This window comes from Caulobacter segnis (assembly GCF_031454995.1).
Taxonomy (GTDB): Bacteria; Pseudomonadota; Alphaproteobacteria; order Caulobacterales; family Caulobacteraceae; genus Caulobacter; species Caulobacter segnis_E.
The window spans coordinates 39,327-63,540 of record NZ_JAVDRV010000001.1; the positions used below are offsets into that span (position 1 = coordinate 39,327).

Genomic DNA, 24,214 nt, shown 5'->3' on the forward strand with positions numbered 1-24,214 from the left:
AAGGGAAACCGACGCCCTCAGCCCGCGCGGCGCGCGTCGGCGGTGATGACCTGGGTAATCCCGTCCAGCAGAGTCGCTACCGTGATCGGCTTGGCCACATGCAGATCCGCCCCCGCCGCCAGGGCGTCCTGGCGGTGGCCGGCCATGGCGTTGGCGCTGAGCATGATGATCGGCGTACGCCACCTTCCGGCTTCATGGGCGCGGATCGCCCGGGTCGCCGCCAAACCGTCCATGACCGGCATCTGCATGTCCATCAGAACCACGTCGTAGGGGCGCGTCGCCATGGCCTCGACGGCCTGGGCGCCGTTCTCCACCACCGTCACGGCGGCGCCGCAGGGCTCGAGGATCAGCTGCACCACGCGCTGGTTGATCGGGTGGTCCTCGGCCAGCAGCACCCTCAACCCTTCGGCCTGGATCCCCGGCGTGATCGGATCGGCTTCGACAGCGGTCTCCGCCGCGGTGCGATGCAGCGGCAGGACCACCCGGAACAGGCTGCCCGAGCCCGGCTTCGAGCGCGCCGTGATCGCGCCCCCCATCATCTCCACCAGCGTCTTGCTGATCGACAGGCCCAGGCCAGAACCGCCAAAGCGACGGGTGATCGTGCTGTCGGCCTGACTGAAGCGCTGGAAGATCATCTCGACCTTCGCCGCGTCGAACCCGACGCCGGTGTCCTCGACCTCGACACACAGAAGAGACTCTTCTCCGCCCCGCTCCTCGACATCGACGCGGACGATGACCTCGCCCCGATCGGTGAACTTCACCGCGTTGGACATCAGGTTGTTCAGCACCTGGCCAATCCGGACGCTGTCGCCCAGGAAGCCGCCGCTCGCGGAAGGACCGCGCTCGACACGGACGCCCACGCCCTTCTCCTTGGCCCGCAGCCGCGTGACATCCAGCAGGCCGTCGAGTAGCCCGCCCAGGTCGAAGGCTTGCGTCTGGATGTTCATCTGCCCGGCCTCGATCTTCGAGACGTCCAGAATGTCCGAGACCAGACGCTCCAGCGTCTCGCCGGACCGCCGGATCAGGTCGACCATTTCGCCCTGCCGCGCGGTCAGCTCGGTCTCGCCGAGCGCCGCGGCGATGCCGATGACGCCGTTCAGCGGGGTGCGGATTTCGTGGCTCATATTGGCCAGGAAATCGCTCTTGGCCTTGTTGGCGGCCTCGGCGGCGTGACGAGCCTCGGCCATCTCGGCCTCGATCCGAAGGCGCTCGGTGACATCCCGCGCCACGCCAAACACCAGGTTGCCGCATCGCCGCGCCCGCCACTCCAGCTGACAGTAGGACCCGTCGGCGCGGCGATAGCGGTTCACGAACCCGTTCACGTCGCCATTGCTGTTGGCTTGGCCCATGTTGGCGCGCGTGGCTTCCAGATCGTCGGGATGCAGCAGGGACAGGAGGCAAGCCCCCTCCAGCGTCTCGATCGGATAGCCCAGGACCGTCTCCCAGGCCCGGTTCACCTTGACGAACCGCCCCTCCATGTCGCGGATGCAGAGCATGTCGGCCGACACCTCGAAGAAGCTCGAGAGGTTCTCCGCCGTCTCCAGGGCCTGCTGCGCCGAGAGCCGCGCGCGAACCTCGCTAGCCGCCAGCACCTCCTCGGCGCGCCGCCGGTCGATGGCGATCGCCGCCAGTTCGGCGGCGGCCTCGATGAAGGCGATGTCCTCCTCGTTCGGCGCGCGGGCCTCGCGGTGATAGATCGCGAAGGTGCCGACCACCGAGCCGTCGGTCGTCTTGATCGGCTGCGACCAGCAGGCGGCCAAGCCCGCGTCGGCGGCCAGCTGGCGATAGTTCGCCCACAGTGGATCGGACTGGATGTCCTCCACCACGACCCGACGGCCAAGATAGGCCGCGGTCCCGCACGACCCGACGTTGGGGCCGATCTCGACGCCCTCGATGGCCTGATTATAGGAGGCCGGCAGACTGGGCGCCGCGCCGACCGCCAGACAGCGCCCATCGGCGTCGAGCAGCACGATGCTGCAGAGGATCGCTGGATCCTCGGCCTCGACCGCCTGCACGATGGCCTGCAGCGCCAACGACAGGGATTTGCCGCCGGCGATCAGGTTCATTGTGCGTCGAAAAGCGCGGTGAGCGGATGTTCGGCTCATGGGGGCGTCTCCACAAAGACAACCTTGCCACCCGACCTACATACAAGCGGTCAACGCCAGTCAACTCACGCGCCAAAGAACGCGACATATTGAAGCGGCGGCCCCGGAGTTCAGGGCTGTTTGATCACGCTCCCGCCCTTGATCACGAGCATTGGCTTTTCCAGCACCGTCACGTCCGCCAGCGGATCACCGGCCACCGCGATCATGTCGCCGTACCGGCCGACGGCGACCTGCCCCACGTCCTTGGTCTGGCCCAGCGCCTCGGCGGCGGTGATCGTCGCGGCCTGGATCGCCTGCAGCGGCGTGGCGCCGTAGCGGACCATCACCGCGAACTGCTTGGCGTTGTCGCCATGCGGATAGATGCCGGCGTCGGTGCCGTAAACCATCTTCACCCCGGCCTTCAGCGCCTTCTTGAAGTTCTGCCGCTGGATCTCGCCGATATCGCGGTCCTTGCGCAGATTGTCCTCCAGCACGCCGTTCTTCTTGCCCTCGGCCTGGGTGTAGTCGGTGTTGTAGATGTCCATCGAGAAGTAGGCGCCCTTCTGGACCGCCAGCTTGATGCCCTCGTCGTCGACCAGGCTGGCGTGCTCGATGGTGTCCACCCCGGCGCGGACGGCCTCGCGGATGCCCGAGGCGCCGTGGGCGTGGGCGGCGACCTTGAGGCCGGCCATGTGGGCCTCGTCCACGACGGCCTTCATCTCCTCGTAGGTCAGCTGCTGCTGGCCAGGCTCGTTGCCGCGCGAAAAGACCCCGCCGGTGGCGCAGATCTTGATCACCTGGGCCCCGTACTTCTTGAGCGTCCGGACGACCTTGCGCGCCTCGTCGGGGCTGTCGCTGTTGAATGGGCTCTTCTCGTCCATCGACGGCGGGAAGAAGGTCGAGTCGCAATGGCCGCCCGTGGCGCCGAACGAGATGGCGGCGGTGACCACGCGCGGGCCCAGCACGTAGCCGGAGTCGATCGCCTCGCGCAGGCCCACGTCGTCATAGTCGGCCGCCCCGACATTGCGCACCGTCGTGAAGCCCGCTTCCAGCGTCTTCCGGGCGTTGGCGGTCTGCACCACGCTCCAGAAGCGGTCGCTGTACTGCAAGCCGTTGTAGCCGCCGATCTCGGCCAGGCTGTCGAGGTGGACGTGCATGTCGATCAGGCCCGGCAGCAAGGTCGCGCCCGGCAGGTCGACCACCTTGGCGCCGGCCGGAACGGCGTCGCCCTTCTTGCCGACGGCGGTGATCCGCCCGTCGGTGACGATCACCAGCGGATTGTCGACATACTTGCCGGACGCCACGTCCAGCAGCCGCGCGGCGCTGACCGCCGCGACCTCGGCCGCGCTGGCGGCGCCGCAGACCGATAGTCCCGCCACGGCCGCCGCCGTCGCCAGCGCCGCGGCCTTGATCCCTGTAAGCATCTTGAACGTCCCCTCGAATGACGGCGGAACGCTAGCACGTCGAGACCGGGCGTCGAGCGTCCGTTGACGCGCTCGACGACGCTCCTCGTCCAAGGCCGGAAAATCATCACCGCGCGCCCCGCCTCGACCCCGACGCCGCGATGGCTTAAGGGGTCGGGATGACGGGGACGTGGCGGAACGGTAGACGCGCCGGACTTAAAATCCGTTGGAGCAATCCGTGTGGGTTCGAGTCCCACCGTCCCTACCAGCCGTGGTTGGCGTAAGTTTTGGCCCGAAAACGATTTCTCACCCCGGAAGAAACTACTCATGGCCGAGTCGGCGAGACGACCTCCCGCATCGGCTGAATCGACGCTCTAAACTGCAATATTCATTTCTCGTTTGCTCGACTCTCGTCAGAATTGCGCCGTTTTCTAGGAGAGGCCGCGACGCGCGCGACGTTCGGTCGGCAAGCCCGATACGATCGCGCATGTCCCAAGCGCTCCTGGCGCGGCGAAAGGCTTGCCCGATCGCCGGGCACGACTATCGTCCGTCCTCTGTTGCGTTCGAGTGCTTGACCCATGGCTGATGACAAGACCCCCGATCCCGTCGACGTCCACGTTGGGCGCCGACTGCGCATGAGACGCAAGGATTTGGGCTATTCCCAGCAAGCGCTGGCCGACGCCCTGGGACTGACGTTCCAGCAGGTGCAGAAGTACGAGGGCGGCGCCAACCGCATCAGCGCCAGCAAGCTGCACGCGACGGCCATGTTCCTGAAGACGCCGATCGGCTTCTTCTTCGAGGGGCTGGACGATCCGGAAGGCGCCGACACCACCGCCGCCGACCTCGCCAACGAGATGGCCGAGTTCTGGTCCACGCCCGGCGGTCCGGAACTGGCGCGCGCCTACGTGGCGATCGAGTCGACCGGCATGCGTCGCCACCTGGCGGACCTGGCCAAGGCGATCGCCGACGACGAATAGGCCTGCTTAAGCCGGGTTCGCCACCAGCTCGATATTGTTGGCCCCGGCCTCTTCCAGCGCCGCCATCAGCTCGCTCACCGCCACGTCCAGCTCGGCCGCGTCGCGACCGCGCAGCACCAGGTTGGCGCCATAGACATCCGGCGGGCTGAAGAACGGATAGCTGCCCAGCGACATGTCGGGGTGAGCCTTGGCCACCGCTTCCAGCGGCGCGGCGATGACGCCCTCGCCCGTGCCGGTGACCCGCACGGTCTTCGACAACACCACCGCCCCGGTCCGCAGGCGCGGCCCCACGTCCTCCAGCATGCCGCGCATGATCGCCGGCACGCCCGCCAGGACGAAGACGTTCTCCTTCTGGAAGCCGGGCGGGCCCTGCACGGGGTTCTTCACCAGGCTGCCGCCCTCGGGCACATGCGCCATGCGGCGGCGGGCGGCGTTCGGCTCGCCCCAGCGCTCGCGCAGCATGGCCATGATCTCGGGATGCTCGGGCGCGGTGACGCCAAACGCCTTGGCGATCGAGTCGGCGGTGATGTCGTCGTGGGTCGGACCGATGCCGCCGGTGGTGATCACGTAGTCGTACTTGGTCCGCAGGGCGTTGACCGCGTCGATGATCTCTTGCTCGACGTCGGGCACCACGCGGGCTTCGCAGAGGTCGACGCCGTAGGTCGCCAGGTACTTGGCGATGGCCGAAAGGTTGGTGTCCTGCGTGCGGCCCGAGAGAATCTCGTCGCCGATGATCATCACCGCCGCCGTCACGCGCTCGGATTGGGTGGCCGTCATCGTCTGGATCCCCTACATCGCCGTCTGGTCTTCGAGGATCGACTTAGGCTTCGCATGCTGCTCCCGCAACCGCTCGTTCGCGGCCGACTGGTGTCGCGCTACAAGCGCTTCTTCGCCGACCTCGTCCTCGACGATGGCCAGGAAGTCACCGCCCACTGCCCCAACCCCGGCGCCATGCTGGGCGTGAAGGACCCCGGCCAGGTCGCCTGGGCCTCGTGGTCGCCCGATCCCAAGCGCAAGCTCGCCTACACCCTGCAACTGGTCGAGCAGGGAAACACGCTCGTCGGGATCAACACCCTGCTGCCCAACAAGCTGGTCGCCGAGGCCCTGGCGGCGGGCGCGATCCCGGAGCTGGCCGGCTACGACACCGTCCGGCCCGAGGTGAAGTACGGCGAGGCCAGCCGCGTCGACTTCCTGCTGACCGCCGACGGCCGCCCGCCCTGCTGGCTGGAGGTCAAGAACTGCCACTTCTCGCGCGTCCCGGGCCTGGCCGAATTCCCCGACTGCAAGGCGGAGCGCTCGACGCGGCACCTCGCCGAACTCGCCGCCCGCGTGGCGCTGGGCGAGCGGGCCGTGGCGCTGTTCGTGGTTCAGAGGGAGGACTGCGAGGCGTTCAGCGCCTGCGCGGACCTTGACCCGGCGTTCGCGCGGGGCCTGGAGGCGGCGGCGAAGGCGGGCGTGGAGGTGGTGGTCTATGCCTGCGCGATTAGCACGGGGGCCGTGCGGATCGCGCGTCGGATCAACTGGCGTGGCTAGGCGACGCCTGACGAGGCGCCGCGCGTGCGAAACCAGAGATAGGCCATACCGAGCGGGGCCACAAAGATAGCGAAGCTCCACAGCATTGCGTTGATCAAGAACTTGGCAAATACGACAATGATGGCATTACCGAAGAACACGGTGTCGCCGACGATGAAATCTCGCGCCTCGTTCCACACCAACTTGGAGAACGGGAACAGCAGGGTCGAAACGGCGAAAAGCAGGAATACAGGAACTGACCGCACTAAGTCATGGCTGGCTTGCAGCTGGATCCAAACCGTCATCGCGAAGAACAATGCGCCGAGGAAATAAGCGCGGGCCAGAAATCGAGGCTGCACAGCTCCGAACATACGGCTGATGATGTTCATGGTGCCCCCTGATGTTTGGACCTGAAGTGAAAGCCATTGGTTGCAACCAAACAACTATCAACCTTTGCGCTATTTAAAGGTTAGGTAGCATGGTAAATTTCGCGTTGCACATCCCTGGAGCAATGCTCACCTAACACCGATTTAAGCTGCATTCCCCACGGCTTGCGTTACCCCTTCACACACCCGCGCGAGAGGGGCGCGGTTGTGGGGGGGAGCGTATGAAGAGGACCGTCCTGGCTCTGACCGTCCTGGCCGTGGCCTTGGCGGGGTGCGGCCCCGCCGACCCGAACCAGCCCGAGAGCAAGATGATGACCGGCCTGCGCGCGATCTTCGCGTTCAAGGCCTGTGTCGGCGAGCTTGAGGACCGCTTCGATCTGAAGTCGGGCAGCAGCGTCAATTCGAACGACATGGACCCCCAGCCCACCGGTCGCCCGGGGGAGTGGGACGTCAAGTTCACCGCCGACGTCACCGAGAAGGGCACGGGCCGGATCACGCGCTACAAGGGCGTCTGCCACGTGCGGCGCGACAAGCCCACGACGCTGGACGCGACCTTCGTCAAGGAGGTCCACGCGGGCGACGGCGTCGTGCGGCGCCTCACCCCGTGACACTCTTGTCCGCCAAAGTCTTGAAATCCGTGCTAGGATGGCGAGATACGCCTTTCCCAGACAAGATCGCCGCCTCCGAGCGGCGGTGACGCCGAGTAGAGCATGACGTTGGACAACACCCTCGAGATCGAAGCCGAAACCCGCACCGGCCAGATCAAGATCCACAAGCCGGAAGACTTCGAGGGCATGCGCCGCGCCGGCAAGCTGGCGGCCGAGTGCCTGGACATGCTGATCCCGCACGTCCAGCCGGGCGTCTCGTCCGACGAACTGGACCGGCTGGCCCGCGAGTTCATCCTGGACCACAAGGCCCTGCCCGCCTGCCTCTATTACCGCGGCTATCCCAAGACGGTCTGCATCTCGCGCAACCACGTGGTCTGCCACGGCATTCCGGGCGACTGGAACCTGAAGGAAGGCGACATCGTCAACATCGACGTGACCGTGATCGTCGACGGCTGGCACGGCGACACCTCGCGCATGTACGGCGTCGGCGAGGTCGGTCCGCGCGCCCGTCGCCTGGTCGAGATCACCTACGAAGGCATGAAGCGCGGCCTGGAAGCGGTGAAGCCGGGCGCCACGCTGGGCGACATCGGCCACGCCATCCAGTCCTATGTCGAGGCTCAGCGCTGCGGCGTCGTCCGCGACTTCTGCGGCCACGGCCTGGGCAAGGTCTTCCACGACGCCCCGAACATCCTGCACTTCGGCCGCCCTGGCCAAGGCGCGGTGCTGAAGCCGGGCATGTTCTTCACCGTCGAGCCGATGGTGAACCTGGGCAAGCCCGCGGTGAAGGTGCTGCAGGACGGCTGGACGGCCGTGACCCGCGACAAGTCGCTGTCGGCCCAGTGCGAGCACTCCATCGGCGTGACCGAGGACGGCTACGAGATCTTCACCGCCTCGCCCGCGGGCCTGTTCCAGCCGCCGATCCTGGGCGGCTGATCCACCGATAGTTCCTCCCCCGCGACGCGGGGGAGGTGGCCCAGAGGGCCGGAGGGGGCAAGCTGGGCTTTCTCGGCACTAGCCCCCTCAGTCACTCCGTGACAGCTCCCCCGCAACGCGGGGGAGCATCTAAAACAACTAGACAACCCTAGATCGATCACGCCTACTACTCGCTCAGAGTCGAGGGCGGCATGGTCAGCGCTTCATCCCTGACGATCTCGGACGGCGCGGCGGATGAGACGCCCACGCTCGTCCCGGCCAAACCCGACGCGGCCAAGCCCACGCGCAAGTCCGCTCACGCCCACCACCTCGGTCACCGCGACCGGCTGCGCCAGCGGGCCAAGGCGGGCGGCTTCGTCGCCCTGCCCGACTACGAGCTCTTGGAGCTCTATCTCTTCCGCACCTATCCGCGCGGCGACGTCAAACCCTTGGCCAAGGCCCTGTTGACGCGGTTCGGCTCGCTGGGCGGCGTGCTGGGCGCGACGATCGAGGAGCTAGCCACCGTGCCCGGCGTCGGCGAGACGGCGGCCATGGACCTGAAGCTCCTGCACGAGGCGACCTTGCGCGCCGGCCGCGACAAGATCGTCAAGCGGCCGGTCATCTCGTCCTGGAGCGCCCTGCTCGGCTATGTCCGCGTGGCGCTGGCCAACGAGTCGCGCGAGCAATTTCGGGTCCTGTTCCTGGACAAGAAGAACCAGCTGATCGCCGACGAGGTGATGAACCGCGGCACGGTCGACCACGCGCCGGTCTATCCGCGCGAGGTGATGCGCAGGGCGCTGGAGCTTTCCAGCAGCAATATCATCACTGTCCACAATCACCCCTCGGGCGACCCGACGCCGTCACGGCCCGACATCGACATGACCAAGCAGATCGTCGAGGCCGGAAAAGCCCTGAAGATCGCCGTCCATGATCATTTGGTGGTCGGCCGCGAGGGCGTGGCCAGCTTCAAGGCGCTGGGATTGATGTGAAGCGGTAAGATGGGTTGACGGGTCCAAGCCAAGCCGTGAGCCTCGCCGGGCGAAATTGCTCCGGAGTCCGCCCATGCGTCGCCTGCTCACCGTTCTTCTCGGCTCGGCCGCCCTGCTGGGAGGCGTCGCCGACGCCCAAGCCCAGACAACGGCCAAGGCCAAGACTCCAGCGGCCCCGCCGGCGGTGTCCAAGGCCGACAAGGCGCTGCACGACAAGTTCCTGACGCTGGACACCCACCTCGACACCCCGACTCACTTCGCGCGGCCAGGTTGGAACATCACCGACCGCCACGAGGTCGAGCACGACTTCAGCCAGGTCGACCTGCCCCGCATGAACGAAGGCGGCCTAGATGGCGGTTTCTTCGTGATCTACACCGGCCAGGGCGACCTGACCGCCGCCGGCTACGAGTACGCTCGCGACTACGCCCTGCGCCGCGCGATCGAGATCCGCGAGATGCTGGCCGGCAACAAGACCGGCTTTCAACTGGCCCTGACCTCGGACGACGCGCGTCGGATCAACAAGGCCGGCAAGAAGTTCGCCTTCGTCAGCATGGAGAACAGCTGGCCGCTGGGCGAGGACCTGACCCTCTTGACCACCTTCCACAAGGAAGGCCTGCGGATGGCCGGGCCGGTCCACTTCCGCAACAACCAGCTGGCCGACAGCTCGACCGACCCCAAGGGCAAGATCTGGAACGGCTATTCGCCGCTGGGCCTGCGCTGGCTGGCCGAGGCCAACCGCCTGGGGATCGTGATCGACGTCAGCCACGCCAGCGACGACGTGGCCGACCAGTCCGTGGCCCTGTCCAAGGTTCCGATCATCGCCTCGCACTCGGGCCCCAAGGCGATCTACAACCATCCGCGCAATCTGGACGACGCCCGCATCAAGAAGATCGCCGACGCCGGCGGCGCGGTCTGCATCAACTCGATCTACCTGACCGACACCACGCCCAGCCCCGAGCGCAAGGCCGCCCTGGAAGCCCTGGGCCGCATGCCCGACATGAAGACGGCCACGCCCGAGATGGTGAAGGCCTATGGCGACAAGCGCGCCGCCATCGACAAGGCCTATCCGGCCCCGCGCGGCGACTTCGACCTCTACATGAAGAGCATGCTGCACGTCCTGAAGGTGGCCGGGCCCAAGGGCGTCTGCGTCGGCGCCGACTGGGACGGCGGCGGCGGCATGGACGGCTTCGAGGACATCACCGACCTGCCCAAGGTCACCGCCCGCCTGAAGGCCGAAGGCTATTCCGACGCCGACATCGAGGCCATCTGGAGCGGCAACGTCCTGCGCATCGTCGACGCGGCCCAGGCCTACGCGAAGAGCGTGGCGAAGTAGCCTTGGTTCGTTCCTCCCCCGCGATGCGGGGGAGGTGGCCCAGGGGGGCGGAGGGGGCTAGCTGGAGCTAAAGCCGAGTTCGCCCCCTCAGTCGCTCCGCGACAGCTCCCCCGCGGCGCGGGGGAGCATCTTCGATCTTCCCTCCCAAACCCGCCAAGCCATCAACGCCACGAACACCACGCCATAGACGATCGGCGGGCGGTGGTCGGCCTTGACCAGCAGGTAGTAGTGAACCACCCCCAGCGGGACGATCACATAGATCAGCTTGTGCAACCGGCTCCACGCCGCGCGGCCCATCCGGATCAACCAGCCGTTGGTCGAGGTCACCGCCAGAGGGATCAGCAGCAAAAAGCCCAGCATGCCCAGGGTGATGAAGGGCCGCTTGAGGATGTCCTTCCACAGCTGGCTCCAGTCGAAGAACAGGTCGACGCCGATATAGCTGAACAGGTGCAGCACGATGTAGCTGAAGGCGAACAGGCCGATGGTCCGCCGGAAGCGGACGAGCCGAGGCTGCTTGAAAATCCGCGCCGCCGGCGTGACGGCCAGGCCGACCAGCAACAGCCGCAGGCCCCAGACGCCCAGCTCGCGGATCAGCTTCTCGATCGGATTGGCCCCCAGCTCGCCCACGACGCCCCGCCACGCCAGCCAGACCAGCGGCGCGAAACACGCCAGCCAGACGAGGCCGTAGACAAGGTTGTCCCGGGTTTTCGAGGGGCGTTTGCGGGGGGAGCTCAAAACAACGCTCTCATGCTCGTGTCATCCCGGCCGCGGCGCATCGCGCGGAGAGCCGGGACCCAGGGGTTGACGAAACGCCGTGCGCGCCGCCCCTGGGTCCCGGATAGCCTCTCCGAGGCTTCCGGGATGACGCGCTGAAACAGAACCCGCACCTAATAGAACCGCTTCAGGTCCATGCCCCGGTACATATCCGCCACCCACTCGCCGTAGCCGTTGAACGGCAGGGTCTCGCGGCGGCGGAACTCGCCGATGCGGCGCTCGGTGGCCTGGGACCAGCGGGGGTGGTCCACGGCCGGATTGACGTTGGAATAGAAGCCGTACTCGCGCGGGGCCAGCTTGTTCCAGGCCGTCGTGGGCTGGGTCTCGACCAGGCTAATCCGCACGATCGACTTGATGCCTTTGAAACCGTACTTCCACGGCACGACCAGCCGCATCGGCGCGCCGTTCTGGTTGGGCAGGACGTCGCCATAGAGGCCGACCGCCATCAGGGTCAGCGGATGCATGGCCTCGTCGATCCGCAAGCCCTCGCGATAGGGCCAGTCCAGCGTGTTCCAGGCCTGGCCGGGCATTTCCGAAGGCCGCATCACGGTCTCGAACGCCACGAACTTGGCCTTGGAGGTCGGCTTCACCGAGGCCAGCAGGTCCTTCAGCGGGAAGCCGACCCACGGGATCACCATCGACCAGCCCTCGACGCAGCGCATGCGATAGATGCGCTCCTCCAGCTTGTTCGCGCCGATCAGATCCTCGATCCCGACCGTGCGGGGCGCCTCGCAAGCGCCATCGATGCGCACCGTCCAGGGACGCGGCTTGAAGCGGCCCGACTTCTCGGCCGGATCGCCCTTGTCGACGCCGAACTCATAGAAGTTGTTGTAGGTGGTGATGTCCTCTTTCGAGGTCGGCTTCTCGGTGGTCGAAAAGCCCTTGGTGAACGAGAGACCGGCCTGGGCCTCGCCCGCCGCGGCGCCGGCCAGACCCACGCCCGCCAGCCCCGCCATCAGCGTTCGGCGCTTCAGATAGAGACCCTGGTCGGTGACGTCATTGTCCGTCAGGTCGGGGGCGTGGCGGATCAGCATGGAAACGCTCCGTAAGCGGCTATCGCTACAGATACGAACGCGAACGCCCTTTGGTTACCCGCCGCGCGAAATTCAGTTCGCTCCGGCCATGGCGGCCCGTCGCGCGCCCAGCGGCGTGTAGACCTTCGCCAGGCCGTCGGCCAAGGCCGCGCGCTCCGGTGGCGACAGGGTCGCGGTGAAGGCGGTCAGGGCGGCCTCGACATTGGCGCGGGCCTGCTGGTCCAGATCGCGCGCCGTCGCCAGCCGGCGGCTGACCTCGGCTGGATCGTAGCCCGGCGCGCCGAGCGCGCTCAGAGCCGCCTGCCGCTCGGCGCGCGCCTGCTGGATAATCGGGCGGTTGCGGCGGTTGGCCTCGTTGAGCGCCTTGCGGAACGCCCGCCGGCTCTCGGGCGACAGCACCTCGCCGGCCGAGATCAGCGGCGGGCGCGGGGCGCCGACGACGACGGGCGCGGACGCGGCCTCCGGCGGCGCTTGAACGGGCGGAGCGCTGGCGGCGGGCGTCGACGCCGCGGGCCGGGGCGAAAGGCGGGGCGTCGGCTTGGGCGTCTCCACCGCGGGCGGGGGAGCCGGCCGAGCGCTTGGCGCGGCCGGGACGACGACCGGAGCCGCCGGCGGCGCAGCCGTGGCCGGCGTTGTCAGACGCACGAAGGCCATGCCCGCCACGCCGCCGATCAGAAAGACGTTGATCGCCGCCGAGGCGGCCAGGGCGATGATCCAGACGCGTGATCCGTTCATAGGGCGGCGGGCTCGAAGATGGCGTCCTGCAGGGACGAGGCGGTGTCGACCGCCGTCACCACCGGCTCGGCGGCGGTCGCGACGGCGACCGGCGCGGCCATCTGGGCTGGACGCCCGACCGTCACGCCGACAAGCACGCCAGCGAAGGCCGCCGCGGATAGGCCCAGAGCCGCGCTCAAGCCGGCGATCCAGCGCCGGCCGCCGCCGGACGGACGAGGCGCGGCCGAGATCAGACGGCCCATCAGGGCGGCGCTGGGGCTTTGGGCGGGCGCGAGGTCGAGCAAGCGATCCAGCTGGGCGGCGGCGGCCAGCAACGGCGCCAGGCGCGGAGCCTCGGCCGCCAGCAGGGCGCGCGCGGCCTCGCGCTCGCCTTCCGGCCAGCGGGCGATGTCGCCGCCATGGATATCGGCCAAGTCTTCGAACCTTTCGAGAGACATCATGACCACGCCTCCTTCACGATTCCGTCCATCAGGCCGCTCCCCGCAAATCCGCCAGCGACGCCTTCAGCGCCCGGCGGCCTCGCCCGAGCAGGCTTTCCAGGGCCTCGACGCTGATCTCCATCAACGCCGCGGCCTCGATATTCCCCAGTCCCTGATGGTGGCAGAGCACGATCGCCTCGCGCTGCCGCGCCGGCAGCGCCGCCAGCGCCGCCTCGACCCGTCGCGACAGCTCCGCCCCCATCAAGCCCGCGTCCGGCGCGGGTCCGGTGTCGACCTGCTCCGGCGGCGTGTCGGTCGCGACCTCGCGCCGACGCCGCAGGCGATCGTAGCATAGGTTCAGAGCCACCCGGTGCAGCCAGGTGTCGAACCGCGCGCCGCCCGGCTTCCAGGCCCTGGCCTGTTTCCAGGCGCGCAGGAAGGTCTCCTGCGCCACGTCCTCGGCCTCCCCGGCGTCGTTCAGCATCCGCCGAGCGAGCGCGAGGATGCGCGGCAGGCGTCGGTCCAGCAGCTGACGCACGGCGACGGGCTCGCCTCGGCTCACCCCCGCCAGCAGCACTTCGTCGGGATCGTTCCCGTCGGACAAGCTTCAACCCGCCGCGCACGCCGCCATCAGACCCCGACCTTGGCCTTGCCGCCCTTGGCCTGCAACTCCTCGATCGTCAGGATCCCGTCGTTGTTGGCGTCCATGCGCTTGAACCGCCAGGCCAACACGTCGCTGGCCTCGGCCCGCGACAGCGAGCCATCCTTGTCCTTGTCGAAGCGGGCGAACATCCGCTTGCCGCGCTTGCCGGCCTTGCTCGCCTGGGCGTCGGCCTTGGCGTTGCTCTCGCGGAAGGCGGCGAACTCCTCGGGCGAGATCTTGCCGTCCTTGTTGGCGTCCAGGCGCTCGAACATCTTGTCCGTGTTCTTGGTCTGGAACTGTTCGAGGGTCATGCCCGAAGCGGGTTGACCCGAAGGCGCGCTGGTTTGAGCCAACGCGGGCGCCGCCACGGCCAGCACGGCGCCGGCGGCGATCAGGGTGCGTATGATCATGTCTCTCAAGGTCTCCGAAGCTGGAAGGCCCGTCCCTGTGAGTGAAACGCGCGGGAAGGGGAATTCCGTCGCGCGGCCGTTCAGGTTTCTCGGCATCCATCCCGCCGTCATTCCCGCCCCCCGTGGCGGGAGCCTCTCTATCGACCGTGGGCAAGGGAGAGGCGGACGGTTGCTTGCGAATGATCAATGCGATCGTCGTGACTCCGAGATCTTGTGGCGCCGCACATGTCGTTTCGAAACTCAGACGAAATTCGAGCTTCGAGGCGCGGCTGAGAGACGGGCCAGATAGTCATGGGAACCACGCAACTGCATCGCGGTCGGCTCATCGACCACATCCAGCTGGTCGTCCGTGATCTCGAGGCCAGTCGAGAATTCTACACCGCCATTCTGAAGGTGCTGGAGATTCCCGTCATCGATACGCCCGACGGCTATTTCTGGGCTGATGAGCTTGTCGTGTCCTCGCCAGAAAGCGCGGCCAGCCAGGGCGCCCCGACGGGCCGACATCACCTGGCCTTTCAGGTCAAGGATCGCGCGACCGTCGACGCTTTCCATCGGACGGCGCTGGCCCATGGCGCGCGCGACAATGGCGCGCCGGGCGAGCGAGCCTATCATCCAGGCTACTACGCCGCTTTCGTGCTCGATCCCGACGGCAACAATATCGAAGCCGTGCACCACGGCGAGGCGCGGCGTAGCGCGCCATCGGTGGTGATCGATTTCTAAGAGGCTCGAGGAGACCGGACGCTACCCTCCCCCGCAGCCTCGGAGGGACAGGCGCCCCCTACCCCTTCACCACCGCCTCGTAGGCGGCCCGCGCCTCAGCCTTGGCCTTGGCCAACTTGGGCTTCAGCGACTTGAACTGGGCCACCCCGCCGGCCTTGGCCAGCAGGGCCTTGAAGGCCTTGGGCTCGGCCTCCGGATCGCCGCCGTCCTCCAGCGCCACCTTGATCAGTTGAGAGAGGTCCTGCTCCAACCGCCAGGCCGCCTCCAACCGCGACAGCGCCCCCTCATCGGCCAGCCCCGCCTCGCGCAGGGCGGCCAAGGCCTCGCCGGTGTTCTGGCGCAGCGGACCGTCGGCGGCGGCGTGGGCCAGTTGCAGGAACTGAGCGGCGAATTCGATGTCCACGAGACCGCCGGGATCGAGCTTCAGGTCCCAGTCGCCCTTGCCGGGCCGTTCGCGCTCCATCAGCTGGCGCATCTCCACGACGTCGGCCGCGGTTTTCTTCGGATCACGGGCCCGGCGCAGCGCCGCGGCGATCGCGGCCTCCGCCCGTTGTCGGAACGCCTCGGAACTGGCCCAGACCACGCGCGCGCGGGTCAGGGCCAGCAGCTCCCAGGTCTCGGCCTCGCGCTCGTAATAGTCCTCGAAGGCCGCGAAGCTGACCGCCACCGGCCCCTTGGTGCCCGAGGGCCGCAGCTTCAGATCGACCTCGTACAGCGTCCCCTCGCCCGTCGGCGCCGACAGGGCCGACGTCAGGCGCTGGGTGAAGCGGGCGTAGAAGACGTCGGCGCTCCACTCCTTGACCGCCGACATCCCCGCGGGATCGTCGGCGGCGTAGAGGGTCATCAGGTCCAGGTCCGACTTGGCGGTCATCTCGCGCGAGCCGGCCTTGCCTAGCGCCACCACGGCCACTTGGCCCGGGAAGGCGCCGCCCAGCCGCTCGACCTCGGCCAGGGCGGCCGGCGCGAGACCGTCGATGATCAGGTCGGCCAGCTCGGCGAAGGCCCGGCCGATGTCGCGGGCGTCGGCGCTGCCGCTCATCACCCGCACCCCGATCCGGAAGCTCTGGTCGCGGAACAGGCGCCGGGCGGCGTCCATCGCACCCTCGAAGTCCTCCGGGTCCCACGGCGCGAGGACGGGCGTCTCGATCGGGCCGAAGAAGCTGGGGTCCAGCAGAGCGTCCAGAGCCGTCGGCCGCTTGGCCATGGTGGTCGCCAACCGGGGGGCGAAGGCCATGACCTCGACGATCAACTCGAACAGGCGCGGCTGGGCCAGGAACAGCGACTGGATCTGCACGCCCGAGGACAGGCCCGCGAAGAAGTCGGCGAAGCGGTTGAAGGCCTGATCCGGCGCCCCCGTGGCGTTGGCGGCGTCGAGCAGGCGCGGGGCCAGGCGGGTGAACAGCTCCCGCCCCCGCTCGGTGCGGGTGGCGGCTATGTGGCCATGGTGCCAGCCGCGGATGGTGGCGGCCACGCGTTCGGGGCTGGAGAAGCCCATGCGCTTGAGGGTCGCCAGGGTCTCGGGATCGTCCTCGACGCCGGTGAAGACCAAGCTGCCGAAACGCGAGGACAGCTCCTCCTCGCCCGCGAACAGCCGGCCGTAGCGCAGATTGACGCCTTTGAGGATCTTGCCCACGGCCGCGTCGAACACGCGCAGGTTCGCCTCGCCCCACAGGGCCGCGACCTTCTTCCGCTCGACGTCGGACTCGGGAAGCTTGTGGGTCTGGTCGTCGGCGATCATCTGGGCGCGGTGCTCCAGCGCCCGCAGGTCCTTGTAGGCCTGGGTGAGCCAAGCGGCGTCCTCGGGGGTCACATGGCCGGCGGCGGCCAGGGCGGCCAGGGTGTCGAGCGTGCGCGGGCCGCGCAGGTCCGGCTGGCGGCCGCCCAGGATCAGCTGCTGGGTCTGGACGAAGAACTCGATCTCGCGGATGCCGCCGCGGCCCAGCTTCAGGTCCGCGCCCTTGGCGGTCAGGCGGTCGTCGACCTTGTAGGTGTGGATCTGGCGCTTGATCGAATGGATGTCGGCGATGGCCGCGAAGTCCAGGTTCCGTCGCCAGATGAACGGCTGCAGCCCCTCCAGGAAGGCGCGCCCCTCGGCGAGGTCCCCGGCGGCGATGCGAGCCTTGATGTGCGCCGCGCGCTCCCAGTTCTGGCCGACGCTCTCGTAGTAGTCCATGGCCGCGTCGACCGGCATGGCCGGCGGGGTCGAGGACGGGTCCGGGCGTAGGCGCAGGTCGATGCGGAAGACATAGCCGTCGCCGGTGCGCTCCTGCAGCACGCGGCCCAGGTGGTTGGCGATCCGCACCGCCACGGCCTGCGGCTCGTGCCCTTCGGCGACCGGCAGCTTCTCGGGCGCGTAGAAGATCGAGAAATCGATATCGCTGGAGTAGTTCAGCTCGAACGCGCCGTGCTTGCCCATGGCGACGCAGAAGAGACCCGGCGCCGGACCGTCCTCGCCATCTCCGACGCGGGTCAGGGCCCCGCGATCGACCTCCTGGCGCACGGCCTGGGCCAGGGCGGCGTGAAGCACGGCGTCGGCGAAGCGGGTCAGGGCGCCGGTGACCTGGTCCAGGTCCCAGACGCCCGACAGGTCGCACAGGGCCGTCAGCAGGTGCAGGTCGGCCTTAAGCTCGCGCAAGGTCCGGCGAGCGGTCTCGAAGTCGGGCTCGGCGGCGACGGCTTCGGCGGCGTCGAGGATTCGGGCTAGTCGCGCCTCGGGCTCGGCCTCCAGGATCGACGGCAGCCGCGCGCCGTCCCGCCGCGCCAGGCTGGTCAGATAGGGTGATGCGGCGAACACGGGCGCCAGGGCCGGCCAGGCGGCCTCGACCACCGGAAAGGCCTCGCCCACCCGCTTGGCGATCGCCTCGTGGGCGCGCTCGGCGGCCTTGGGATCGACGATGGGGCCGCGGGGCGTCAGTTGATCAGCGAGGCGAGTCATGGCGGCAACGTCGCGCGACGCCGCCGCCGGGGCAAGATCAGGTCGCGCGCGCCATGCGGCCGTACAACTCGGCGACGGTCATCACCGCCGCGCGGGCCTCTTCCAGATCGGGAACCTCGCGGTCGTCGCCATAGCCGTAGGCGTCGCTGGCGCCAACCTGCTGGAAGACGATCCCGTCCCGCCGCGGCAGCACCGAGACGTGCCTGTAGTAGAGGCCATAGCGCAGCTCGGGCTGAGGGATCAGCCAGGCGATCTGGCCGCGCACCGGGATGACGCTCTCGTCCTTCCACAGGGCCCTCGCGCCATATCCCGTGCAGTTGACGATGACCGGCTCCCTCAGCGCCGTGAGCTCACCGGGCGTTTTGAACTCGCGGACCTCGATGCGCCCGCCCGCCAGCAGGAAGTCGGTCATCAGCACGTGGGCGTATTCGGTGACGTTGAACTGCAGCGCCGCGCCCCGACGAACATTGGCGATCGGAAAGGGATTGTCCGCCGCCGCCAGCGGTGTCTGCCGAGGCATGATGTCCCGCACGCGATCGGCGTATTCGACAAAGCGTGGCGCGCCCCCGCCGCTGTCGTCATGGCGCGAGGCCGGCGGGCCGTCCGACAGGCTGTACCGGTCACTCCACTCCACCGGCGATCCGGCCAGGCCGACATAGTCCTGGAAGGTCCGGAACGAGGTTCGGCACATGCCTTCCCAGAGTTCGGGAAACCCGGCCACCACCTCGCCCTCGGCGGCGATGCGAGAGTCGGGAGACCAGGTGCCCGTGGCCCGCGACGAGCGCGTGTCGGCCAGGCGATCGGCGGCGTAGATGGTGACATTGGCGCCGGCGCGCCGCAGCACCGTGGCCGTGGTCAGGCCCAGAGCCCCGCAGCCGATCACCGCCACGTCGCGGGCGCCGCCGGCCAAGGCCTTGCGGGCGGCGATCTCCGCAGATCCCCAGGACAGCGACCAGCCGCTGCCGCCGTGGCCGTAGTTGTGGACGACGGTCTTGTCGCCGACGGCCTCGACGTCGAGGCGCGGTCCGGCCTTGCGGAACGGACGCAAGCACACGGTCACGCGGGTGATCCGATCCAGCTCGGCCCGGATGGCCGGCAACGGCGGACGTCCGCCGACGGGCGCGAGCCTCGTGGCCGAGCCGGTCACGCACCCCGCCAGGCCGGATGCGCCGAAACCGCCCAGCCCCGCCAGAACCGCGCGCCGCCCCAGTGTCGCCATCCCCATCGTCACGCCCGTTCGCGATTGTCCCAAGGTCCGCAGTGGAGCGTCATGGGCGACGGGGGTCACCAGGGCTGAAGCGACCGAAGCCCGATTTCCAGCGATCGCCAAGCGATTGAGCGCGTTTATACCGGTCAAGGCGCGCGCGGAGGCGCGAAGGCCTCACGCGACGGCTTGACGCGTCAAATTACAGTTGTAACCATCGCGTTCGAGGAAACGGCGGGAACCGTACGCGAATGATCGAGCTCTTCGCCCTAGCCCTGATCCGCGCCCAGGTGGCGGCCGCCGCGGCGGTGCTGCTGATCATCGCCTTGCGGCCGCTCGCGCGCCAGCTGTTCGGACCGCGCCGGGCCTACGGCCTGTGGATCATCGCGCCAGCCGCCGCCGCCGCCGCCTTCTTTCCCAGCCTGGCCGAGACCATGGACCTGGGCTCGCCCGCCAGGCCGCTGGGCGCTTGGGCGCCCAAGCTGGTGATGCTGTGGCTGGCCGGCTGCGCGATCGCCACGGCCGTCCTGGTGCTGCGCGAGCATCTCTTCCGCCGCAAGGTTCGCCAGGGCGTGGCCGGTCCTGCCGTCATGGGCGCCCTGTGGCCGCGGATCGTCCTGCCCGCCGACTTCGCCCAGCGCTTCGACGCCCGCGAGCGCGAGATGATCCAGCTGCACGAGCGCACCCACATCAATCGCGGCGACCCGATCGCCAACCTTGTCATCGCCGTGTTTGGAGTCCTGGGCTGGTGCAATCCCGTCGTGGCCCTGGCCCAGCGTTTCGTCCGCATCGACCAGGAGCTGGCCTGCGACGCCACGGTCGTGGCCCTACGCTCGGACATCCGGGCCGACTACGCCAAGGCGCTAATGAAGGCGCAGCTCAGCGTCTCGACGTCGCCCCTGGCTTGCGGCTGGGCGACCCATCCGCTGATCCTGCGGGTCTCGCTGCTGAATCGCCGCGAGCCCAGCCTGACGCGCGACGTGACCGGCTTTCTGACGATGACCTTCCTGGCGATCGCGGCCATGGCCCTCGTCTGGAGCGTCGCCCCGCGCGGTCCGGACTACCGCGATCTGCCGCCGGCCTACGCGCCGCAGATGGACCCGTACACCGGGGCGATCACCTGGGTGGCGGAGCGGTAGGCGACGAGACAAAGGGGGCGCTTAAGCCTTCCCCCCGCTACTCCACCCGCGGCAGCACCAGCGCCACCCGCAGACCGGGGCCCGTGCCATTGTACTCGCCAGGCCCTTCCGACAGCTCCAGCCGCCCGCCGTGCGAGGCGGCGACGGCCTGGACCAGCGACAGGCCAAGGCCCGCGCCCGGCTCGCTGCGGCTGTTCTCCAGGCGCACGAAGCGCTGCACCACCCGGGCGCGATCGGCCTCGGGCACGCCGGGACCGGTGTCGGTGACCGAGAACTCCAGCTCGCCCGACGAGGCGCGCCGCGCGCGCAGCATGATCGCGCCGCCCTCGGGCGTGTACTTGATGGCGTTGTCGAGGATGTTGGCCAGGGCCTGGGCCAGGAACTCGCGGTTGCCCTTGATCGACAGGGCCGGCGTGATCTCGGCCTTGAAGTCCAGACCCTTGTCCTCGCAGGAGAGCTCGTAGAGCTCGGCCATGTCGCCGGCCAGTTCCGAGGCGTCGAACACGCGCTGGTCGGGAGCCGAGCCGGCGGCTTGCAGGCGGGCGATGGCCAGCACGGCGTTGAAGGTCTTCAGCACCCCATCGGCGTCGGCCAGGGCGGTTTCGAGCGCCGCCACGGGATCGCCCTTGCCGTTCTCGGCGTCGATCAGGGCGACCTCCATCCGCGCCCGCAAACGGGTCAGCGGCGAGCGTAGGTCGTGGGCGATGGCGTCACCGGCGTGGCGCAGGCCGCCCATCAGGCGCTCGATCCGGTCGAGCATGTCGTTGAGGCCTTCGGCCAGCTCATCATATTCGTCGCGCGTGCCGCGCACCTTGGCGCGGGCGCGCAAATCGCCGGCCCGCACGTCGTTGACCACGTCGACCAGGCCCTGCATCGAGCGGCTGACATTGCGGCTGATCAGCACCCCGCCCGCCAGGCCCAGCAGGATGACCAGCGCCCCCGCGCCCCACAGCGCCCGGACGATCTTGCGGACATAGGCCTCGGACGCGTCGACGTCGGCGCCCACGAACAGGATCTCGCCATGGTCGAGCCGCTGCTGCACGCCGCGGGCGGCCGCCTTGACCTCGGCGCCGTCGGGATCGGTCTCGGTGACCTTGAAGCTGGCCCATTCGGGCCCGTCGCCCGAGAAGTTGGGGATCGGCGACTCCTCGATCGAGCCCGAGATGCGCTTGCCGGTCTGGTCGGCCAGGAAATAGAGGAACGGTCGCTCGCCCGTGGCCCGCTCGACGATGGTCTGATTCAGGGCGTTGACGCCGCCCTGGCGATAGGCCGCCTCCAGGCTCTCGAACTCGCGGCTGATCTCGGCCTGGGCGCGCCGGTTCACCTCGCCCGCCGTGGCCACGTAGATGTAGCCCAGGAAGGCGCTGGCCGCCGCGGCGAACAGCGCCAGGAACAGCAGGGTCAGCCGAAACGGCGTGGTGCGGAGAAGGCGCGGCAGACGCATGACGGTTCCGGCGGCTAGACCGCCGCCAATCTCCTACGGATCGAGCCGGTAACCGGCGCCGCGCACGGTCTGCAGCATGGCCCGATCGAAGCCCTTGTCGATCTTGCTGCGCAGGCGCGAGATGTGCACGTCGATGACGTTGGTCTGCGGGTCGAAGTGGTACTCCCAGACCTTCTCCAGCAACATGGTGCGGGTCACCGACTGGCCGGCGTGGCGCATCATGAATTCCAAGAGCTGGAATTCGCGCGGCTGCAGGTCGATCTCCTTGCCCTGGCGATGAACCGTCCGGTTGATCAGGTTCATCTCGAGCTCGCCGACCTTCAGGGTCGTGGCGACGGCGCCCGTCTCGCGGCGCCGCGACAGGGCCTCGACCCGGGCCATCAGTTCGGGGAAGGCGTAGGGCTTGACCAGATAGTCGTCGGCGCCGGCGCGCAGGCCGGTGACGCGGTCGTTGATCTCGCCCAGGGCCGACAGGAACAGCACGGGCGTCTGGTCGCCCTCGCGGCGCAGCGTCTCGACCACTTGGACGCCGTCCATCTTCGGCATCATCCGGTCGACGATCAGGACGTCGAAGCCGCCCTTCTGGGCGACGCCCAGGCCAGCCTCGCCGTCGGGCGCGTGCTCGACCTCGTAGCCGGCTTCGGTGAGGCCGTGCGCCATGGCGCCGGCGGCTTCCAGGTCGTCTTCGATAATCAGAATACGCATCAGCGAGCCCCTCATGCGCCTGGACGGAATGGCGGAACGTTCGACGTTCTCCCGATTCCGCGCCAACGCGCCACATTTGTCAGGGTTGATAGCGGTTTCGGCGATCGTCGTAACTTAAACCTTGGTCAGAAACGAAAAAGCCCCGCTCCGGAGACCGGAACGGGGCTGTCTCGTTCAGAAGGCCGTCAGCTTACGGCGCGATCTTCAGCGGCACGAAGACCGGGCGGTTCTGGCGGATCACCTTGACCAGGACGCTGGTCCGTCCGGCCTTCTTGGCGGTCGCGACGGCGGCGTTGACGTCGGCGGCGCTGGTCACCGGAGCGCCGTTGACGTTGGCCAGGACGTCGCCCTTGGCCAGGCCCTTCTCGCCGGCGTCGCTGTCGCCCTTCACGCTGGTGATCAGCAGACCCTTGATCTCGCTATCGATCTTGTAGGTCTGGCGCGCGGCCGCGTCGATCGGGGCCAGGGTCAGACCCAGGGCCTCGATCCGCTGGGTGGCGGGCTTGTCCGGGGTGGGAGCGCCGGCGCCGTCCTGGTCCTGATCGTCGTCATTGGCCGCGAGCGCGTTCTCGGAGGGGCGGACGCCCGACTTGATATCGATGACGCGCGGCTTGCCGTCGCGCAGGATCGACATCTTGATGATCTCGCCCGGACGCGCCCTGGACACCTCGCGGGTCAGCTCCGAACGGTCGGCGACCTTGACGCCGTTGACCCCGACCAGGATGTCGTCGGGCAGCAGGCCGGCCTTGGCGGCGGGACCGCCGGCGATGACCTCGGCGACGATGGCGCCCTTGACGTCCTTCAGGCCTTGGGCTTCGGCCATCTCGGCGCTGAAGTCCTGGATGCTGACGCCGATATAGCCGCGAACCACCTTGCCGCTGGAGATCAGCTGCTTGGCCGTCGCCTCGGCGATGTCGGCGGGAATGGCGAAGCCGATGCCGACCGAGCCGCCCGACGGCGAATAGATGGCGCTGTTGACGCCGATCACCCGGCCGTAGATGTCGAAGCTGGGACCGCCCGAGTTGCCCCGGTTAATCGGCGCGTCGATCTGGATGTAGTTCACGAACGACGAGGTCGTGTCGCCCAGGTTCCGGCCATAGGCCGAGATGATGCCGGCCGTGGCGGTGCCGCCCAGGCCAAAGGGGTTGCCGATCGTGATGACCCAGTCGCCGACGCGCGGCTTGGCCTGGTTCTCGAAGTCGACATAGGGGAACTCGGCGTTCTTGGCCTTGGGATCGACGACCTTGATCACCGCCAGGTCCGTGCCCTCGTCGCGACCGACCAGGGTGGCCTTCAGCTCGCGGCCGTCCTTCATCACCACCTGGATGTCGTCGGCGTCGGCCACGACGTGGTTGTTGGTGACGATGTAGCCGTCGGCCGAGATGAAGAAGCCCGAACCGGCCGATTGTTGCTTGGGCGTGGCGGGCGCGTCGCCGTCCTCGCCGTCCTGGCCTTGGCCGGGAGCCTTCTTGCCGCGCGGCACGATGTCGAAGCCCTCGAAGCCCGGGATCCGCAGCGGCTGCGGCGAGGCCTTGGACGTCACGTTGATCTGCACGACCGCGGGCGAGACCTTCTCGAAGATGTCGGCGAACGACATCGGCGCGCCTGGCGGCGGCGCGAAGGCCGGGGCGCTGGCGACGTTCGCGCGGACGACCTGGGCCTCGGCGGCGTCAGCCGTTCCCATGCGCATTCCAACGCCCGCCAGGGCCGCGCAGGCGACGCCCGCGCCGGCCACGGCGCCCACAATGAAACCCGACTTCCTAGCGGTCATTCTCGTCTTTCCTCACCCGCGCGTCACGCGCGCGGTCCCTTACGTCTCAAGCCGCGCCGGCGCGGCGCCTCTCGTCA

General features: G+C 68.5%; 23 protein-coding genes and 1 tRNA gene. 9 read left to right on the forward strand and 15 right to left on the reverse strand.

The genetic code is table 11. The annotated features are described in order from the left end of the window. Positions 1-17: 17 nt before the first annotated feature. Both J2728_RS00195 and J2728_RS00200 read right to left on the reverse strand, forming a co-directional pair. Positions 18-2,105, reverse strand: coding sequence for a hybrid sensor histidine kinase/response regulator (locus tag J2728_RS00195; protein ID WP_309994986.1), 2,088 nt, complete (start codon positions 2,103-2,105; stop codon positions 18-20). Positions 2,106-2,215: 110 nt separating this feature from the next. Further along, on the reverse strand, positions 2,216-3,508 hold the full coding sequence (locus J2728_RS00200) for a Xaa-Pro dipeptidase (RefSeq protein ID WP_309994988.1): 1,293 nt from the start codon (positions 3,506-3,508) through the stop codon (positions 2,216-2,218). Between the two features lie 163 nt (positions 3,509-3,671). Here J2728_RS00200 and J2728_RS00205 point away from each other — a divergent pair. Together J2728_RS00205 and J2728_RS00210 are read left to right on the forward strand one after the other, a co-directional pair. Further along, positions 3,672-3,755 (forward strand) — tRNA-Leu (locus tag J2728_RS00205). 310 nt (positions 3,756-4,065) lie between these two features. After that, positions 4,066-4,464 carry a helix-turn-helix domain-containing protein gene (locus J2728_RS00210; RefSeq protein WP_309994989.1) on the forward strand — a complete coding sequence of 133 codons (399 nt, stop codon included), beginning with the start codon at positions 4,066-4,068 and terminating at the stop codon, positions 4,462-4,464. A 6-nt stretch (positions 4,465-4,470) separates the two neighbouring features. Here the strand turns inward: J2728_RS00210 and J2728_RS00215 are convergent, their stop codons facing one another. Then, complete coding sequence (locus J2728_RS00215) at positions 4,471-5,241, reverse strand: competence/damage-inducible protein A (RefSeq protein ID WP_309994991.1); 771 nt, start codon at positions 5,239-5,241, stop codon at positions 4,471-4,473. Between the two features lie 54 nt (positions 5,242-5,295). Between J2728_RS00215 and sfsA the strand changes: the two genes are divergently transcribed. Beyond that, positions 5,296-5,997: a DNA/RNA nuclease SfsA gene (gene sfsA, locus J2728_RS00220; protein WP_309994993.1), complete on the forward strand. Its 702-nt coding sequence runs from the start codon at positions 5,296-5,298 to the stop codon at positions 5,995-5,997. Here sfsA and J2728_RS00225 read toward each other — a convergent pair. Next, positions 5,994-6,365 carry a hypothetical protein gene (locus tag J2728_RS00225; protein ID WP_309994994.1) on the reverse strand — a complete coding sequence of 124 codons (372 nt, stop codon included), beginning with the start codon at positions 6,363-6,365 and terminating at the stop codon, positions 5,994-5,996. The two genes, sfsA and J2728_RS00225, sit on opposite strands and share 4 nt — an antisense overlap. 218 nt (positions 6,366-6,583) lie before the next feature. On the opposite strand from J2728_RS00225, the gene J2728_RS00230 reads away from it, so the two are divergent. The 4 genes from J2728_RS00230 to J2728_RS00245 all read left to right on the forward strand — a co-directional run bounded on the left by J2728_RS00230 (position 6,584) and on the right by J2728_RS00245 (position 10,204). Then, entirely contained in the window at positions 6,584-6,970 is a 387-nt protein-coding gene (locus J2728_RS00230; RefSeq protein WP_309994996.1) for a hypothetical protein, read from the forward strand. 102 nt (positions 6,971-7,072) lie between these two features. Next, positions 7,073-7,903, forward strand: coding sequence for a type I methionyl aminopeptidase (gene map / locus J2728_RS00235; RefSeq protein ID WP_309994999.1), 831 nt, complete (start codon positions 7,073-7,075; stop codon positions 7,901-7,903). Between the two features lie 191 nt (positions 7,904-8,094). Next, positions 8,095-8,871, forward strand: a complete 777-nt coding sequence (gene radC / locus J2728_RS00240) for a RadC family protein (RefSeq protein ID WP_309995000.1) — start codon at positions 8,095-8,097, stop codon at positions 8,869-8,871. Positions 8,872-8,944: 73 nt separating this feature from the next. Further along, entirely contained in the window at positions 8,945-10,204 is a 1,260-nt protein-coding gene (locus J2728_RS00245) for a dipeptidase (protein ID WP_309995002.1), read from the forward strand. Between the two features lie 87 nt (positions 10,205-10,291). On the opposite strand, the gene msrQ is transcribed toward J2728_RS00245, so the two are convergent. From msrQ to J2728_RS00275, 6 genes are all read right to left on the reverse strand, one after another. Beyond that, positions 10,292-10,939: a protein-methionine-sulfoxide reductase heme-binding subunit MsrQ gene (msrQ, locus tag J2728_RS00250; protein ID WP_309995004.1), complete on the reverse strand. Its 648-nt coding sequence runs from the start codon at positions 10,937-10,939 to the stop codon at positions 10,292-10,294. A 152-nt stretch (positions 10,940-11,091) separates the two neighbouring features. After that, positions 11,092-12,012 carry a protein-methionine-sulfoxide reductase catalytic subunit MsrP gene (msrP, locus tag J2728_RS00255; protein ID WP_309995006.1) on the reverse strand — a complete coding sequence of 307 codons (921 nt, stop codon included), beginning with the start codon at positions 12,010-12,012 and terminating at the stop codon, positions 11,092-11,094. A 72-nt stretch (positions 12,013-12,084) separates the two neighbouring features. Next, positions 12,085-12,747, reverse strand: coding sequence for a periplasmic heavy metal sensor (locus J2728_RS00260; protein ID WP_309995008.1), 663 nt, complete (start codon positions 12,745-12,747; stop codon positions 12,085-12,087). Further along, entirely contained in the window at positions 12,744-13,187 is a 444-nt protein-coding gene (locus J2728_RS00265) for a hypothetical protein (RefSeq protein ID WP_309995010.1), read from the reverse strand. Before J2728_RS00265 ends, J2728_RS00260 begins: the two co-directional genes overlap by 4 nt. Positions 13,188-13,215: 28 nt before the next feature. Continuing rightward, entirely contained in the window at positions 13,216-13,770 is a 555-nt protein-coding gene (locus tag J2728_RS00270; RefSeq protein WP_309995012.1) for an RNA polymerase sigma factor, read from the reverse strand. 26 nt (positions 13,771-13,796) lie between these two features. After that, positions 13,797-14,219, reverse strand: coding sequence for an EF-hand domain-containing protein (locus J2728_RS00275; RefSeq protein ID WP_309995014.1), 423 nt, complete (start codon positions 14,217-14,219; stop codon positions 13,797-13,799). A gap of 291 nt (positions 14,220-14,510) precedes the next feature. On the opposite strand from J2728_RS00275, the gene J2728_RS00280 reads away from it, so the two are divergent. Continuing rightward, a complete protein-coding gene (locus tag J2728_RS00280; protein WP_309995015.1) occupies positions 14,511-14,939 on the forward strand; it encodes a VOC family protein in 429 nt (142 codons plus the stop codon). Positions 14,940-14,997: 58 nt separating this feature from the next. Here J2728_RS00280 and J2728_RS00285 read toward each other — a convergent pair whose 3' ends face one another. Beyond that, positions 14,998-17,874: a bifunctional [glutamine synthetase] adenylyltransferase/[glutamine synthetase]-adenylyl-L-tyrosine phosphorylase gene (locus tag J2728_RS00285; protein WP_309995016.1), complete on the reverse strand. Its 2,877-nt coding sequence runs from the start codon at positions 17,872-17,874 to the stop codon at positions 14,998-15,000. 37 nt (positions 17,875-17,911) lie between these two features. After that, the gene (locus J2728_RS00290; RefSeq protein ID WP_309995018.1) at positions 17,912-19,099 is read right to left on the reverse strand and encodes an FAD-dependent oxidoreductase; all 1,188 of its coding nucleotides are present in this window, start codon (positions 19,097-19,099) and stop codon (positions 17,912-17,914) included. 230 nt (positions 19,100-19,329) lie between these two features. On the opposite strand from J2728_RS00290, the gene J2728_RS00295 reads away from it, so the two are divergent. Next, positions 19,330-20,217 carry a M56 family metallopeptidase gene (locus tag J2728_RS00295; protein WP_309995019.1) on the forward strand — a complete coding sequence of 296 codons (888 nt, stop codon included), beginning with the start codon at positions 19,330-19,332 and terminating at the stop codon, positions 20,215-20,217. 37 nt (positions 20,218-20,254) lie between these two features. On the opposite strand, the gene uczS is transcribed toward J2728_RS00295, so the two are convergent. From uczS to J2728_RS00310, 3 genes are all read right to left on the reverse strand, one after another. Further along, positions 20,255-21,661, reverse strand: coding sequence for a two-component system sensor histidine kinase UczS (uczS, locus tag J2728_RS00300; protein ID WP_309995022.1), 1,407 nt, complete (start codon positions 21,659-21,661; stop codon positions 20,255-20,257). Positions 21,662-21,694: 33 nt separating this feature from the next. Next, positions 21,695-22,366, reverse strand: coding sequence for a two-component system response regulator UczR (gene uczR, locus J2728_RS00305; RefSeq protein WP_013078185.1), 672 nt, complete (start codon positions 22,364-22,366; stop codon positions 21,695-21,697). Positions 22,367-22,556: 190 nt separating this feature from the next. Beyond that, entirely contained in the window at positions 22,557-24,137 is a 1,581-nt protein-coding gene (locus J2728_RS00310) for a Do family serine endopeptidase (protein ID WP_309995027.1), read from the reverse strand. Positions 24,138-24,214 lie beyond the last annotated feature (77 nt).